Source organism: Phreatobacter aquiterrae (genome assembly GCF_053471285.1).
In genome coordinates, this window is record NZ_JBJPHW010000005.1 from 223,086 (window position 1) to 238,323 (window position 15,238).

The following is a 15,238-nucleotide window of genomic DNA, read 5'->3' on the forward strand; positions in this document are numbered from 1 at the left end:
CCCTTGAGGCCATGACCAAGGCCCTCCTCGTCTTCCTCGGCTCCGGCATCGGCGGCGCGGCGCGCTACGGCGTCAACGTCTGGTCGCTGAAGGCCTTCGGTCCGCAGTTTCCGGCCGGCACCTTCATCGTCAACGTGGTGGGTGGGCTGGCCATGGGGCTGATCGCCGGCTGGCTCGCCTTCCGCGTGGAGATGCCCTGGAGCCAGGAACTGAGAGTGTTCCTCACCACCGGCCTGCTCGGCGGCTTCACCACCTTCTCCGCCTTCTCGCTCGATGCGATGGCGCTGATCGAGCGGGGTGACTATGCGACCGCCGCCCTCTATGTGGTGACTTCGGTGGTTCTTTCGATCGCGGCTCCGGCGGTCGGCCTTGCCGTCATCAGGAGTTTCTCATGAAGGGCAGGGGCAAGCCGCCCGGTCGCGGACCGGTGGACCGCGGCGCCAAACGGTCCGGCGGCAAGGGTGCGGCCAAGGGGCCCGCCAAAGGTCCCGCCAGGGGGCCGGGGAAGCCGCGCGCCCGCGGCGCCGGTCCGAGCGGGGAAGGTCCGAAAGGCGTGGGTCCTCGATCGGGTGTCCGCGCGCCGGCCAGACGTCCGCCCTTTGCTGACGAGGCTGAACGCGCGCCGCGCGGCCCCGTGCGCAGCCAGAGGCCCCTCGAGCGCCCGGATGATCGCCGCTCCGACGACCGCCGCCCCGATGACCGCGGTTTCGAAGAGCGCCGGTCCGAGCGTCCGCGCCGCGAGCGCGTCCGGCGCGAGCCGACCGAACTGCGTTCCTTCGACGGCTCGCCGCGTCGCGGCCGTTCCGATGACTGGGACATCGCCGATGCCGCCTGGTCGCCGGAAGCCGATCTCGACATCGATGCGATCCAGGAACCACGCAGCTCCCGTCGCGAGCCGGCCGGGGAGCCCCGCCCGGCGCGGTCGGCCGATCGTCCCGCCCGCGCCCGCCCGTCTCGTCAGGGCGCCCCCCGCGAGGACAGCCCCCGCGGGGACGCGCCCCGGCGGGATGCCCCCCGTTCTGACGAGCGCACTCCCCGTCGTGTGCCGCCAGCGCCACCCCCGGCCGGTCCGACCCGCGCCGAGCTGAAGGCCGCCGCCACCGATACGCTGCAGACCGGCGTCCAGACGCTGACCGTCACCGAGGACGAAAACGACATGCGCGTCGACCGCTTTCTCGCGGCGCGCTTCCCGCAGCTCTCGTTCAGCTACATCCAGCGCATCGTCCGCAAGGGCGAACTGCGCGTGAACGGTCGCCGGGTCGAGACCAAGGACCGGCTGGAGGCCGGGCAGGCGGTGCGCGTGCCGCCGCTGAAGCTCGACCAGGTGAGGCCCATGTCGGCCAAGGTCGGCGAGGACGTCGCCGGCTTCCTCGCCTCGATCACGCTCTACGAGGACGCCGACGTCATGGTGCTGTCGAAGCCCGCCGGGCTCGCCGTGCAGGGCGGCTCGGGCACCAAGAAGCATCTCGACGGCATGCTGGCGGTCCTGACCGACGAGGACGGCCAGCGCCCGCGTCTCGTCCACCGCCTCGACAAGGACACGTCGGGCTGCCTGCTCGTCGCCAAGTCGCGCTTCGCGGCCGCGGCGCTCGCCAAGACCTTCCGCACCCGCGCGGCTCGCAAGATCTACTGGGCGGTCGTCGCCGGCGTGCCGAAGCCGCGCCAGGGCCGCGTTTCGACCTATCTCGCCAAGGAAGAGCGCGAGGACGAGAGCTTCATGCGCATCGCCAAGCACGGCGAGAAGGGCGCAAGCCATGCGGTCAGCTACTACGCCGTGATCGACACCATGGCGACCAAGATGTCGTGGCTGTCGATGAAGCCGGTGACCGGACGAACCCATCAGCTCCGCGTCCACGCCGCCGAGATCGGCCATCCCATCCTCGGCGACCCGAAATATTTCCAGGTCGAGAACTGGGAGATCCCCGGCGGCATCCAGCACAAGCTGCATCTGCACGCGCGGCGCATCGTCGTGCCACACCCGCGCGGCAAAGGCACGATCGACGTGTCCGCGCCGCTGCCGCCGCACATGGAGCAGACGTTCAACCTCCTCGGCTGGGACGTGTCGCGTTACGATCCGATCGTCGAGGCGCCGGAGGAGTGATGTCGCTGACCGGCTGGATCTACGTCACGGCCGCGGCGCTCGCGGCGATCCTCGCGGCGATCGTCATGGTCACCCGCCGGGTGATCCGCACGGTGCCGGGCAGCGACAGCCGGGCCATGGGCGATCTCGTGGCGGAACTGCGCCGCGCCAACGATCTCGCCGAGAGACGCATCGCCGCCCTGGAGGCGCGCATTGAATCTCTCGAACGGCAGGTCCATCCCAACCGCGGCTGAAGCCGGAGTTCAGCGGCGGTTCAGTCGGGCGACGGCCAATCTGTCTCCATCGCATCATCGCCATGGAGACCACGATGAACCGCTCCCTGATCGCGGCGTCGCTGTTTGCAGCCGTCGCCGGGCTCGTCCTCCTTTCGCCGGTCGGCGCGTCCCCGGCCTCCGCCCAGCCCCATGGCTACGGGCCGCCGCCCGGATACGGCGCCGGCCCCGGATATGGACCGGGTCCCGGCATGAGGCGCGGCAATCCCGACCTGCGCGCCAACCGCTTCGCCTGCCGCCAGGAGGCGCTGGCCCGCGGCTTTCGCCGTCCCCATGTCCGTGGCGCGGTGATCGAATGCCTGCGTGCGCGCCGCCCCGACCTCGCCCGCATCGTCGAGTGCCGGCAGAACGCCCGCATGCACGGCTATGTCCCGCGCACGCCGCCGTTCCGCATGGCGGTCAGGGCCTGCCGTTTCGGCGCTTGAACTCGGGCGCCGGATGACCCACAAGGCGCTCCGGTCCGCGGAGCGCCTTTGTCGTGAAGCTCGTCATCTTCGACTGCGACGGCACGCTCGTCGACAGCCAGCACCTTATCGTCGCCTGCATGGACGAGGCCTTCGCCTCGCTGGGGCGGCCCGCGCCCTCGCGCGAGGCGACGCTGTCCATCGTCGGCCTGTCGCTGTTCGAGGCCTTCGCCACGCTGACGAGCCCCGACGACGCGGACATCCCCGTCCTCGTCGATGCCTACAAGAGCGCCTTCCACGCCCAGCGTCTCAAGCCGGACAATGCCGAGCCGCTCTATGAGGGCGCGCGGGAGGTGGTGGAATGGCTGGCGGATGAGGCGGTCGCGCTCGGCATCGCCACCGGCAAGTCGCAGCGCGGCGTGCGCATCGTCATGACCCATCACGGCCTTCTCGACCGCTTCGCCACGATCCAGACGGCGGATGACGCGCCGTCCAAGCCGCATCCGGGCATGATCGACCAGGCGATGGCCGCCGTCGGCGCCAATCCCGAAGACACGGTGATGATCGGCGACACCACCTACGACATCGATATGGCCCATGCGGCCGGCGTCGCAGCGATTGCCGTCTCATGGGGCTACCATGCGCCGCAGGCCCTGCTGCGCTCGCGCCCGCACGCCCTGGTCGGCACCTATGGCGAGGTGCCGCTGGTGCTGAAGGGTCTGTGGCGGCGCTGAAGGCCTCAGACCGTCTTCGCCGCTTCCCCGGCCAGGAACTTCTCAAGCCAGTGGATGTCGTATTCGCCGGCGATAATCGACGGGTTCCTCACCAGGGTGCGGAACAGCGGTAGCGTCGTCTCGATGCCGTCGACCACGAACTCGTCGAGGGCGCGGCGCAGGCGCGCCATGCACTCGGTGCGGGTCCGGCCATGGACGATGAGCTTGCCGACCAGTGAGTCGTAGTTCGGCGGGATCGTGTAGCCCTGGTAGGCGTGGCTATCGACGCGCACGCCGATGCCGCCGGGCGGATGAAACAGGTTCAGCTTGCCGGGCGAGGGACGGAAGGTCGCGGGGTTCTCGGCATTGACCCGGCACTCGATGGCATGGCCATCGAGGACGATGTCCGACTGCTTCAGCGACAGCTTCTGGCCCGAGGCGATGCGGATCTGCTCGTTGACGAGATCGACGCCGGTGATCATCTCGGTGACCGGATGCTCCACCTGGATGCGGGTGTTCATCTCGATGAAGAAGAACTCGCCGTCCTCGTAGAGAAATTCGATCGTGCCGGCACCCGTGTAGCCCATGTCGGCCATGGCCCGGGCGCAGACCCCGCCGATTTCGGCGCGCTGCGCGGCCGTGATGACCGGCGAGGGGCCTTCCTCCCAGACCTTCTGGTGGCGCCGCTGCAGCGAACAGTCGCGCTCGCCGAGATGGATGGCGTTGCCCTGGCCGTCGCCGAGGATCTGGATCTCGATGTGACGGGGATGGCCCAGATAGCGCTCGATATAGACGGCGTCATCGCCGAAGGCGGCCTTGGCCTCGGTCTTCGCCGTCTGCAGGGCAACCTCGAGCTCGTCGGCCGAGCGCGCGACCTTCATGCCGCGTCCGCCGCCACCCGCCGCCGCCTTGATGATGACGGGAAAGCCGACCTCGGCCGCGACCTTGCGGGCCTCCTCGTCGTCGGAGATGCCGCCTTCCGAACCGGGGACGGTCGGGATGCCGAGGCGCTTGGCGGTGCGCTTGGCCTCGATCTTGTCGCCCATGATGCGGATGTGTTCGGCCTTGGGGCCGATGAAGGTAATGCCGTGGCTCTCGAGAATCTCCGCGAAGCGGGCGTTCTCGGACAGGAAGCCGTAGCCGGGGTGAACCGCGTCCGCGCCGGTGATCTCGCAGGCGGCGAGCAACTGCGGCACGTTCAGGTAGCTCTCGCGCGCCGAGGGCGGTCCGATGCAGACGCTCTCGTCGGCGAGCTTCACGTGCATGGAATCGGCGTCCGCCGTCGAATGGACGGCGACAGTGGCGATGTCGAGCTCCTTGCAGGCGCGCAGCACCCGGAGCGCGATCTCACCGCGATTGGCGATCAGCACCTTGTTGAACATGGCGCTGCGCTCACTCGATGATCATGAGGGGCTCGCCGTATTCCACCGGCCGGCCGTCCTCGAAAAGGATGCGCGTCACGGTGCCGGAGCGGGGCGCGACGATGTCGTTGAAAGTCTTCATCGCCTCGATCAGGCAAAGGCGCTCGCCTTCCTTGACGCTCTGGCCGACCTCGACGAGGGGCTTGGCGTCCGGCGAGGGGCGGCGATAGGCGGTGCCGACCATCGGCGAGGGCACCACGCCAGGATGCTTGCGCGGATCGTCCGAGGCGGCCGCAACCGGCGCCAGGGCCGCAGCAGCCGGTGCGGGCGCGGCGACCGGGGCAGGCGCATGGGCGAGAGGCGCCGCAACAGTCGCATGCACGGTGACCTGACGCGCGACGCGGATCTTCAGCGCCTCGAGCTCGATTTCGATCTCGGTGAGATCGGTGTCGGCCAGGACCTGCGCCAGTTCGCGGATCATCGCCGTATCGATTGCGGATTTGGCTCTGTTCATGGGGGCCTCGTGGGGCTTGGCGTGGCGGGGACCGCTCACGCCCTGGCCGGAAACGCCGCAACGGCGGCGATGGCGAGCGCATAACCCATGGGGCCGAGCCCCACGATGATGCCGCGCGCGACGGGTGACAGGAAGGAATGATGCCGGAACGCCTCGCGGGCGTGGACATTGGTGATGTGCACCTCGATCATCGGCACGCCGGTGCCGCGAACGGCATCGGCGAGGGCGAGAGAGGTGTGTGTGTAGGCGCCCGCGTTGAACACCACGCCCTTCAGCGTGTCCGCGGCATGGGCGCGACCCGCCTCGTGAATCCAGTCGACGAGGACGCCCTCGTGATTGGATTGACGGAAATCGGAGGTCAAACCGTGCTTGGCGGCCTCGTCGCGGCACAGCCCCTCCACATCGGCCAGCGTCGTCGATCCGTAGATCGCCGGCTCGCGGGTGCCGAGAAGGTTCAGATTGGGGCCGTTGAGGATGAGGACGGTGCTCATGCGCCGGGGTCTTGGATCCGTTTCAAGGGTCCGTGTCGCGATCAGGGTCCGCCGGACCACAGAATCGGCTGCGTCCCGTCAGGCCGGAAGACCTCACGGGCGCGCCCTTATAGGCGCATGCGCGCCGGAAGCAAAGAGACGGGTGTGGACGGCGGGAGTCGGCGTCTATTTCGGCCGCGCCAGCGCCGCTCCCGGCCAGAGCCTCTTCACCACGCGGGCGTATTGCGGTGGGTAGGGGATTTCGGCGCCGAGTTCCTCGGCCGCGTGCCAGCCCCAGCGTGGGTTGTCGAGCAGGCCGCGGCCGATGGCCACCATGTCGGCAGCACCGCCGGCGATGATGTCCTCGGCCTGTCGCGCCGTGTTGATCAGCCCGACGGCACGCGTCGCGATCCCCGACCCCGTCTTCACCGCCTCGGCGAAGGGCACCTGGTAGCCCGGCTTCACCTGCACGCGCACGCGCGGGGTGATGCCGCCCGACGACACGCAGACGAAGTCGAGGCCGACAGACTTCAGGTCGCTCGCCAGCGCCACGGCGTCCGCAACCTGCAGTCCGTCCTCCGTCCAGTCCTGGCCGGTGATCCGCGCGCCCAGGGCAATGGAGGCGGGCAGCGCCGCCTTCACGGCGGTAGCGATGGACAATGGCCAGGCGAAGCGGTTGTCACGGCTGCCACCGAACCCGTCGGTGCGGGTGTTGGAGAGCGGGCTCATGACGTTGTGCAGCAGGTATCCATGGGCCATGTGCAGTTCGACGGCGTCGAAACCGATGCGAACGGCTCGCTCCGCCGTCTGCACGAAGGCGGCCGCGATGCGCATCATGTCCTGACCGGTCATTTCGCGCGGCATGTGCCAGCCCTCGTCAAAGGGGATGGCGGAGGCCGCGACGGTCGGCCAGGGGTCGGCATTGTCCTTCAGCGCGAGCCCGCCCTCCCAGGGGCGCTCCGACGAAGCCTTGCGGCCGGCGTGGCCAATCTGGATGCCGAACTTCGTGCCGGGCAGGGCCACGGCACGCGCCGCGTCGAGCACGCGCTTCAGCGCCCGCTCGTTGGCATCGTTGTAGAGCCCGACGCAGCCATGGGTGATCCGTCCGAGACGCTCGACCGCCGTCGCCTCGACCACGACGAGGCCAGCCCCCGACATGGCGAGGCTCATCAGATGCTGGAGGTGCCAGTCGTTCATGCACCCGTCATCGGCCGAGTACTGGCACATCGGCGCCACGACGATCCGGTTCGGCAGGGTCACGGGGCCGATGGCGAAGGGAGAGAAGAGCTGGCTCATGAGGATCTCGTGAAAGGACAGGATGGCAGGGGACCCGGGCAGACGTGCCGCTGCAAGCACCTGGCGCGCAGGTCTCGTCTGCCAAGGCCCGACCAGCGCTTCGCATGGTGCGCATGAGCCCGGCGCAGGCCTCGGCGCATATCGCCGGTGGCGAATGTGAGCAAATGCGGCTAATGGAAGCGCCCGTTCTCCCGGCGGCCGGATCGGGAGACGTCTCACCTCCAGCCGGCGCCCGGACGGAGAGGTCCTTCTCCGGTCCCGATGATAGCGCCGCCATGACCAGCACCACCCCCGACGTCCTGTCCAGCGGCGACCGTCTCGCAAGGCGCAACGCCTTCATCCTGGCCCTCGCCACCGCGCTGGCCGGCGCCAACACGACAGTGATGTTCGCCACCGGCGCCATCGTCGGCGCTCAGCTCGCCCCCGTCCGGTCGCTGGCGACCCTGCCGATCTCGATCTTCGTGGTGGGCCTTGCCGCGGCATCGCTGCCCGTCGGCATGCTGGTGCGCCGCTACGGCCGCCGCACGGCCTACCAGATCGCCACCGGCGCCGGCATGCTGACCGGCCTGTTCGGCTATCTCGGCGTCACCCTCGCCAGTTTTCCCATCTTCTGCCTCGCGACCTTCTCGGCCGGCTTCTACGCCTCGGCGGCGCAGAGCTATCGCTTTGCCGCCGCCGACACCGCCACCGATGCCTTCCGCCCCAAGGCGATCGCGTGGGTCATGACGGGCGGCGTCATCGCCGGCGTCGTCGGACCGCAGCTCGTCGTCTGGACCAAGGAGGCGCTGCCGCCGGTCCTCTTCGCCGGCACCTATATCGGCCAGGCCGTGGTGGCGCTGATTGCCGGCGTCATCATTTCCTTCATCGACATCCCGAAGCCGAAGGCGCCGCCCGCCGGCACCATCGCGCGACCGACCTCCGCCTATTTCCGAGACCGCGCCTTCGTCACCGCCGTCATCTGCGGCGCGGCGACCTACATGCTGATGAACTTCGTCATGACCGCGGCGCCGCTGGCCATGATCGGGTGCAACCACTCGATCGACGATGCCGCCTACGGCATCCAGTGGCACGTCATCGCGATGTATGCGCCGAGCTTCTTCACTGGCAGCCTCATCACGCGTTACGGCGCCCCGCGGGTCGTGGCGCTTGGGCTCGCGCTCACCGCGGTTTCTGCCGTCGTCGCGCTCCTCGGCATCACCGTGCCGCACTTCTACGCCGCTCTCATCTTGCTCGGGCTGGGGTGGAACTTCGGCTACATCGGCGCCAGCGCGATGGTGGCCGACACCGCCCGGCCCGAGGAGCGCACGCGCGTCCAGTCGGTCAACGATTTCTGCGTCTTCGGCGTGATGGCCATCGGCTCGTTCTCGTCCGGGCAGATCGTCACGACCTATGGCTGGGACATGGTCAACTGGGTGGTGTTCCCCATCGTCGCGATCGCCGCGGTCGCGCTGGCGATGGGCTCGCGCAAGAGGATCGCGACGGCCTGAGCGCCTTGTTGCCCGAAAAGGCGCGAAAAAGCGGCATGACCGTCTAAAGACCGAGCGCGGCAGGCCACCCATCCGTTGCTTCGGGGCCGGGACTTTGGCAGAAAAGCGTCCGACTCGTGGCTGAATGGACCTCCGTCCGTTCCAGCCGCTCCGAGCAAGGCAACAAGAACCGGTCATGAGCCGGGCGCCGGTCCCTGCGGACCGACGGGCAAGAGGAACGTGTCCATGAATACAGCGCTATGGGTCATCATCGGCTGCGGACTTCTGTCCGTGGTCTATGGAGCGTGGGCGACCAAGTCGCTGCTGGCGGCCGATGCGGGTTCCGCCCGCATGCAGGAGATCGCCGGAGCGATCGCAGAGGGCGCCTCCGCCTATCTGAAGCGCCAGTACATCACCATTGCCATCGTGGGCGCTGTCATCCTCCTGCTCGTCGGCTACCTGCTCGGTACGACGGTGGCGATCGGCTTCCTGATCGGCGCTGTCCTCTCGGGTGCTGCCGGCTTCATCGGCATGAACGTCTCGGTGCGCGCCAATGTGCGCACGGCGCAGGCTGCCTCCAAGTCGCTTGCGGCCGGTCTCGACATCGCCTTCAAGGCGGGCGCGGTCACCGGCCTGCTCGTCGCCGGCCTCGCGCTCCTCGGCGTCGCCGTCTATTTCTGGGCCCTGACCGGTCCCGGCGGCCTTGCCCCGACCAGCCGCACGGTGATCGACGGCCTCGTGGCCCTCGGTTTCGGCGCCTCGCTGATCTCCATCTTCGCCCGTCTCGGCGGCGGCATCTTCACCAAGGGCGCCGACGTCGGCGCCGACCTCGTCGGCAAGGTCGAGGCCGGCATCCCGGAGGATGATCCGCGCAACCCGGCGACCATCGCCGACAACGTGGGTGACAATGTCGGCGACTGCGCCGGCATGGCCGCCGACCTGTTCGAGACCTATGCTGTGACGGTTGTGGCCACCATGGTCCTCGCCGCCATCTTCTTCGCCGGCACGCCGGCGCTGGAGTCCGCCCTGATCTATCCGCTCGCCATCTGCGCGGTCTGCATCGTCACCTCCATCGCCGGCACCTTCTTCGTGAAGCTCGGCGCCAACAACTCGATCATGGGCGCGCTGTACAAGGGCCTCATCGTCACCGGCGTCCTGTCGATCGGTGGCCTCGCCATCGCGACGCAGTTGGTCACCGGCTGGGGTGTCATCGGCACGGTGGGCGGCAAGGCCATCACCGGCTCGGCGCTGTTCGCCTGCGGCCTCATCGGTCTCGTCGTCACCGGCCTCATCGTCTGGATCACCGAATACTACACCGCCACGGGCAAGCGCCCGGTGGTGTCGATCGCCCAGGCTTCGGTCACCGGCCACGGCACCAACGTCATCCAGGGCCTCGCGGTCTCGCTGGAATCGACGGCGCTTCCGGCTCTCGTCATCGTCGGCGGCATCATCTCCACCTTCCAGCTCGCCGGCCTGTTCGGCACCGCGATCGCGGTCACCACCATGCTGGGCCTCGCCGGCATGATCGTCGCGCTCGACGCCTTCGGCCCCGTCACCGACAATGCCGGCGGCATCGCCGAGATGGCGGGCCTGCCGAAGGAAGTCCGTCACTCGACGGACGCCCTCGACGCCGTCGGCAACACCACCAAGGCGGTCACCAAGGGCTACGCCATCGGTTCGGCCGGTCTCGGCGCCCTCGTGCTCTTCGCGGCCTACAGCTACGACCTCAACTACTTCATCACCGAGGCCAACAAGGCGGGCTCGACCGTCTATGGCTACTTCAAGGGCATGACGCCGGTCACCTTCGACCTGTCGGACCCCTATGTCGTCGCCGGTCTGATCTTCGGCGGCCTCATTCCCTACCTGTTCGGCGGCATCGCCATGACCGCCGTCGGCCGCGCCGCCGGCTCGGTCGTGGAAGAGGTCCGCCGCCAGTTCAAGGAGAAGCCCGGCATCATGGCCGGCACCGACAAGCCGGATTATGCCCGCGCCGTCGACATGCTGACCAAGGCGGCGATCAAGGAGATGATCATCCCCTCGCTGCTGCCGGTGCTCGCACCGCTGGTCGCCTACTTCTCCGTGCTGGCCATCTCGGGCTCGAAGTCGTCTGCCTTCGCGGCGCTCGGCGCCTCGCTGCTCGGCGTCATCGTCAACGGCCTCTTCGTCGCCATCTCGATGACTTCGGGCGGCGGCGCCTGGGACAACGCCAAGAAGAGCTTCGAGGACGGCTTCGTCGACAAGGACGGCGTCACCCACCTGAAGGGCTCGGAGGCCCACAAGGCCTCGGTCACCGGCGATACCGTCGGCGACCCCTACAAGGACACGGCGGGACCCGCCGTGAACCCGGCCATCAAGATCTGCAACATCGTGGCGCTGCTGCTGCTGGCGATCCTCGCCCACTGAGACCCAACTCACCGGAAACGAGAAGCCCCGCGGGATCGCTCCCGCGGGGTTTTTCTTTTTCAGCCATGCGCGGCTGGATGAATGAAGCGGGGAGCGGCGCTGGACGACCGACGATCAAGAGGCACCGGTCCCTGGCCCCGAACGAAAAAGCCCCGCCGGAGCGGGGCTGTCGTCACGGCCGCAACGGCTGCCGGATCAGGTACGCGGACCCTGGATGATCTGGCGCAGAAGGTTCGATTCCTCGCCACCCGTGACGGTCGAGCGCGAGATGAAGTCGAACACCTTGCCGTCCTGCAGGCCGTAGTTGGCGACCCGCTCGACCTTGCGCTGGGCGTTGAAATAGATCGCCATGACGTTGCGCTCCACCGTCCGCGGCTGCTGGAAGGTGAAGGTGCGGGTCTGCTTCTCGGAGATGTAGTAGAAGACGTCGCCGTTGATGGTCGAGATCGTCGTCGGCGTGCCGAGGGCGATCATCACCTGGTCCTGGCTGTTGCCTTCCTTGACCTGGGCCAGCGCCTCATCCGAGATGACGTAACCCCGGTTGAAGGTGTCGCCCAGCCGGAACTGCGTCGGGGTCGGCAGGCTCGGCGTCAGCGACGACACGGAGGGACCCTGCGAACAGGCCGCCAGGAGAGTCGCAAATCCAGCGACCAGCACGGCCTTGGCGGGAGGTGACATGACGCGGATCATTCGTGGCCGACCTTCTCAATCCCGATGCCGCCGGAGAGGGCGGGCGCCGATCGCTTGAACGCGGCGGCGCGATGACTTAACTCCCGTCCGCAACCATTTCAACCCGAAGGCGGGGAGCCCGATGATTCTGGGCCTGTTTCGGCGGAAGAAGAACGACGAGACCATTGGCACGCTTTACGGCGCCATCGTGGCGCAGGCGCGCAATCCGCTCTTCTACAGCGATCACGGCGTGCCGGATACGATGCAGGGCCGCTTCGAGATGGTGGTGCTACACGCCTTCCTGGTGCTCTACCGACTGAAGGAGGAGAGCGAGGAACGCCGGGAACTCGGGCAGGCGCTCTTCGACCTCCTGTTTCTCGATTTCGACCGCGGCCTGCGCGAGCTCGGGGTCGCGGACACCAAGGTGCCGAGGAAGATCCGTCAGATGGGCGAAGCGTTCTACGGACGGGTGCAGGCCTATGACGAGGGGCTGGCGTCGGGTGAGGGGGGCGCATTGCGGGATGCGCTGGCCCGCAACGTCCTCGCCGATCCGGGCCGGGATGCATCGGCGCTCGCAGCCTATGTTCGTCAGGCGGCCGCGGCCTTTGCCGCGAGCCCCTACGAATCGTTCCTTGCCGGCAACCTCCCATTCCCGACCGTCCCGAAGGGAGAAGGATCATGAGCCGAAGCGATGCACAGGGTGGATTGGGCTCGCCGGCCGGGCTGCCGCGCTGGCCGGTGCGCCTGGCCGACGTACCGCCGTCGGGCCTGCACATCCGCCGCCACGACCTTTCGGCCGCTGATCTGGCGGCCTTCGCCCTGTTCATCGGCGTGGAGGCCATCGCGGCCATGGATGTCGACCTTCACGTGAAACCCTATCGCGGCGATGGTCTGGCGGTGAGCGGACGCGTGCGCGCCGAGGTCGGGCAGACCTGCGTCGTCACGCTCGAGCCGATGACCAGCAGCATCGATGAAGAGGTCGAGGCGACGTTCCGACCCGAGGAGAAGCTCAAACCGCATCTCGTGCACGACGAGGAGGATGGCCTGTCGATCGACGCCTCGGTCGCCGCCGATGACCCGCTGGTGGGCGGGGTGATCGATGCCGCCGCGATCGCGGCCGAATTCCTCGCACTCGGCGTCGATCCCTATCCACGCAAGCCCGACAGCAGCTTCGATGCGCCCTCCGCCGGGGCGGAGGCCTCGCCGTTCGCAGGGCTTTCCAAGTTGGCAGGGCTTTCCAAACTGAAGCGCGACACCTAAACAGTCGCCGCAATCGTTCCAGCGGGCCTGCCTCTTGTGCAGGCGGTGCCAGACGCTATTGTCCCCGCTCCCCGCGCTGTCCGTCGATGAGCCACCCATGGTTCGAGGCGCACGGCGCCCCTCTTACGGATTGGTGCATGTCCGAGAAGGTCAGGCTGGCGCTCGATGTGATGGGGGGCGACTTCGGTCCCTCCGTCGTCGTTCCGGGTGCAGAGATCGCCCTCTCGCGGCACGGCGACATCGAGTTCGTGCTGGTGGGCGACGAACGCCAGATCACGCCGCTGCTGGCCGCCAATCCGCGGGTCAGGGCGCATTCGCAGGTCGTTCACGCCGATGTCGCGATCCGCATGGACGACAAGCCGTCGAAGGCGCTGCGCTATGGCCGCCGCGTCTCGTCGATGTGGAAGGCCATGGACGAGGTGAAGTTCGGCCGTGCCGCGGCTGCCGTCTCGGCTGGCAATACCGGCGCGCTGATGGCCATGGCGGCCTTCAACCTGAAGACCATGGACGGGGTCGGGCGACCGGCGCTTGCGGCCCTGTGGCCGACATTGCGCGGCGAATCCATCGTCCTCGACATGGGCGCCTCGATCGGCGCCGATGCCAATGCACTGGTCGACATGGCCCTGATGGGCGCGGCGATGGCGCGCGTCGTCTTCGATCTCGAGCGGCCGACCGTCGGCCTGTTGAACATCGGGGTCGAGGAGGTGAAGGGTCTCGAGTTCATTCGCGAGGCTGGGCAGATCCTGCGTGAGGCCGACCTCGCCGGCCTCGATTACCGCGGCTTCGTCGAGGGCGACGACATCGGCAAGGGCGTGACGGACGTCATCGTCACCGAGGGCTTCACCGGGAATATCGCGCTGAAGACCGGCGAGGGAACCGCCAAGCAGATCGGCGAGTATCTCCGTTCGGCCATGTCCCGGACGTGGCGCGCCAGGCTCGGCTATCTCCTGGCCCGCAACGCCTTCTCCACGCTCCGTGAGAAGATGGATCCGCGCAAGAGCAACGGAGCCGTCTTCCTCGGCCTCAACGGAGTCGTTATCAAGAGCCATGGCGGCACCGATCCCCTCGGCTTCGCCAGCGCCGTCGACCTTGCCTATGACATGGCGCGATACGACCTCCAGTCGAAGATCCGCTCCATGCTCGACGCCTACCACGCAGCGCGGCCGCTCCCCCCGGTCGCTCCCCTTGAGGCCGCATCGTGACACTTCGTTCCGTGGTGCGCGGGGTGGGCAGCTATCTGCCCGCACGCGTCATGACCAATGCCGAGCTTTCGACCCTCGTCGATACCTCCGACGAGTGGATCGTGCAGCGTTCCGGAATTCGCCAGCGGCACATCGCCGCCGAGGGTGAAACCACGTCCGACCTTGGTCTGAACGCGGCGCAGGCCGCGCTCGCATCCGCCGGTCTCGACGCTCAGGACATCGACCTCATCATCCTGGCGACATCGACGCCCGACCGCACCTTTCCAGCAAGCGCCACAGCGATCCAGGACCGACTCGGCATCCACCATGGCTGCGCCTTCGATCTGCAGGCGGTCTGCTCGGGCTTCATCTTCGCCTTGTCGACGGCCGACAAGTTCCTCATGTCCGGCAGCCACAAGCGGGCGCTCGTCATCGGCGCGGAGACGTTCTCGCGGATTCTCGACTGGACCGACCGCACCACCTGCGTGCTCTTCGGCGATGGCGCCGGCGCCATCGTTCTGGAGGCGCAGGAGCAGCCGGACGGGCTGGCCGGGAGAGGCTTGCTGACGGCGCATCTGCGCTCCGATGGCCGCCACACCAACAAGCTCTACGTCGATGGCGGCCCCTCGCTGACCCAGACCACGGGTCATCTGCGCATGGAGGGCCGCGAGGTCTTCAAGCATGCGGTCGGCATGATCACCGACGTCATGAACGACGCCTATGCCGCCACCGGCACCACGTCTGAGGATCTCGACTGGTTCGTGCCGCACCAGGCGAACAAGCGGATCATCGACGCTTCCGCCGAGAAGCTGAAGATCACCCCCGGCAAGGTCGTCATCACCGTCGACAGGCATGGCAACACCTCTGCCGCCTCGATTCCGCTCGCCCTCGACGTCGCGGTTCGGGACGGCCGGATCCAGCGGGGCCATCTGGTGATGCTGGAGGCGATGGGCGGCGGATTCACCTGGGGGTCCGCGCTGATCCGCTGGTGATCGGCGAAGTTCGGCCTCGAATGGGTTGACCGATGCTTGGCAAGCCCATAGTGATAGCAAAATCAGAGTGATAAGAGCGGTTGTCGGGGGATGCGGACCGGAGAATGCCGCCGTGTCCAGGGGATGTGTTGGGGGT

Annotated in this window: 16 protein-coding genes; 11 read left to right on the forward strand and 5 right to left on the reverse strand. The window is 68.1% G+C overall.

Annotation, left to right across the window (positions count from 1 at the left end; all coding sequences use genetic code 11):
* The first annotated feature begins 11 nt into the window (after positions 1–11).
* The 5 genes from crcB to ACJ4V0_RS10170 all read left to right on the forward strand — a co-directional run bounded on the left by crcB (position 12) and on the right by ACJ4V0_RS10170 (position 3,511).
* Positions 12–395, forward strand: a complete 384-nt coding sequence (gene crcB, locus ACJ4V0_RS10150) for a fluoride efflux transporter CrcB (protein ID WP_448299453.1) — start codon at positions 12–14, stop codon at positions 393–395.
* A 461-nt stretch (positions 396–856) separates the two neighbouring features.
* The gene (locus ACJ4V0_RS10155) at positions 857–2,101 is read left to right on the forward strand and encodes an RluA family pseudouridine synthase (protein WP_448299523.1); all 1,245 of its coding nucleotides are present in this window, start codon (positions 857–859) and stop codon (positions 2,099–2,101) included.
* Complete coding sequence (locus tag ACJ4V0_RS10160) at positions 2,101–2,334, forward strand: hypothetical protein (RefSeq protein WP_448299454.1); 234 nt, start codon at positions 2,101–2,103, stop codon at positions 2,332–2,334. The genes ACJ4V0_RS10155 and ACJ4V0_RS10160 overlap by 1 nt, the downstream gene beginning before the upstream one ends.
* A gap of 74 nt (positions 2,335–2,408) precedes the next feature.
* Complete coding sequence (locus tag ACJ4V0_RS10165) at positions 2,409–2,798, forward strand: hypothetical protein (protein WP_448299455.1); 390 nt, start codon at positions 2,409–2,411, stop codon at positions 2,796–2,798.
* Positions 2,799–2,851: 53 nt separating this feature from the next.
* Positions 2,852–3,511 carry an HAD-IA family hydrolase gene (locus ACJ4V0_RS10170; protein WP_448299456.1) on the forward strand — a complete coding sequence of 220 codons (660 nt, stop codon included), beginning with the start codon at positions 2,852–2,854 and terminating at the stop codon, positions 3,509–3,511.
* Between the two features lie 5 nt (positions 3,512–3,516).
* On the opposite strand, the gene accC is transcribed toward ACJ4V0_RS10170, so the two are convergent.
* The 4 genes from accC to ACJ4V0_RS10190 form a co-directional block, all read right to left on the reverse strand.
* Positions 3,517–4,872, reverse strand: a complete 1,356-nt coding sequence (accC, locus tag ACJ4V0_RS10175) for an acetyl-CoA carboxylase biotin carboxylase subunit (protein WP_448299457.1) — start codon at positions 4,870–4,872, stop codon at positions 3,517–3,519.
* Between the two features lie 10 nt (positions 4,873–4,882).
* A complete protein-coding gene (gene accB / locus ACJ4V0_RS10180) occupies positions 4,883–5,365 on the reverse strand; it encodes an acetyl-CoA carboxylase biotin carboxyl carrier protein (RefSeq protein ID WP_448299458.1) in 483 nt (160 codons plus the stop codon).
* 35 nt (positions 5,366–5,400) lie between these two features.
* The gene (aroQ, locus tag ACJ4V0_RS10185) at positions 5,401–5,856 is read right to left on the reverse strand and encodes a type II 3-dehydroquinate dehydratase (protein WP_448299459.1); all 456 of its coding nucleotides are present in this window, start codon (positions 5,854–5,856) and stop codon (positions 5,401–5,403) included.
* 165 nt (positions 5,857–6,021) lie between these two features.
* Positions 6,022–7,131, reverse strand: a complete 1,110-nt coding sequence (locus ACJ4V0_RS10190; protein WP_448299460.1) for an NADH:flavin oxidoreductase/NADH oxidase — start codon at positions 7,129–7,131, stop codon at positions 6,022–6,024.
* A gap of 275 nt (positions 7,132–7,406) precedes the next feature.
* Here ACJ4V0_RS10190 and ACJ4V0_RS10195 point away from each other — a divergent pair, with 275 nt between their 5' ends.
* Positions 7,407–8,618 carry an MFS transporter gene (locus ACJ4V0_RS10195; RefSeq protein ID WP_448299461.1) on the forward strand — a complete coding sequence of 404 codons (1,212 nt, stop codon included), beginning with the start codon at positions 7,407–7,409 and terminating at the stop codon, positions 8,616–8,618.
* A gap of 225 nt (positions 8,619–8,843) precedes the next feature.
* Positions 8,844–11,000 (forward strand): sodium-translocating pyrophosphatase, encoded by a 2,157-nt coding sequence (locus ACJ4V0_RS10200; protein ID WP_448299462.1) that lies wholly within the window; start codon positions 8,844–8,846, stop codon positions 10,998–11,000.
* A 195-nt stretch (positions 11,001–11,195) separates the two neighbouring features.
* Here the strand turns inward: ACJ4V0_RS10200 and ACJ4V0_RS10205 are convergent, their stop codons facing one another.
* Positions 11,196–11,678 carry an outer membrane protein assembly factor BamE gene (locus ACJ4V0_RS10205; RefSeq protein WP_448299463.1) on the reverse strand — a complete coding sequence of 161 codons (483 nt, stop codon included), beginning with the start codon at positions 11,676–11,678 and terminating at the stop codon, positions 11,196–11,198.
* 133 nt (positions 11,679–11,811) lie between these two features.
* Here ACJ4V0_RS10205 and ACJ4V0_RS10210 point away from each other — a divergent pair, with 133 nt between their 5' ends.
* From ACJ4V0_RS10210 to ACJ4V0_RS10225, 4 genes are all read left to right on the forward strand, one after another.
* Positions 11,812–12,351 (forward strand): ubiquinol-cytochrome C chaperone family protein, encoded by a 540-nt coding sequence (locus ACJ4V0_RS10210; protein WP_448299464.1) that lies wholly within the window; start codon positions 11,812–11,814, stop codon positions 12,349–12,351.
* A 23-nt stretch (positions 12,352–12,374) separates the two neighbouring features.
* Positions 12,375–12,929, forward strand: a complete 555-nt coding sequence (locus ACJ4V0_RS10215; protein ID WP_448299465.1) for a YceD family protein — start codon at positions 12,375–12,377, stop codon at positions 12,927–12,929.
* A 137-nt stretch (positions 12,930–13,066) separates the two neighbouring features.
* The gene (gene plsX / locus ACJ4V0_RS10220) at positions 13,067–14,131 is read left to right on the forward strand and encodes a phosphate acyltransferase PlsX (RefSeq protein ID WP_448299466.1); all 1,065 of its coding nucleotides are present in this window, start codon (positions 13,067–13,069) and stop codon (positions 14,129–14,131) included.
* On the forward strand, positions 14,125–15,102 hold the full coding sequence (locus ACJ4V0_RS10225) for a beta-ketoacyl-ACP synthase III (protein WP_448299524.1): 978 nt from the start codon (positions 14,125–14,127) through the stop codon (positions 15,100–15,102). Before plsX ends, ACJ4V0_RS10225 begins: the two co-directional genes overlap by 7 nt.
* Positions 15,103–15,238: the final 136 nt, after the last annotated feature.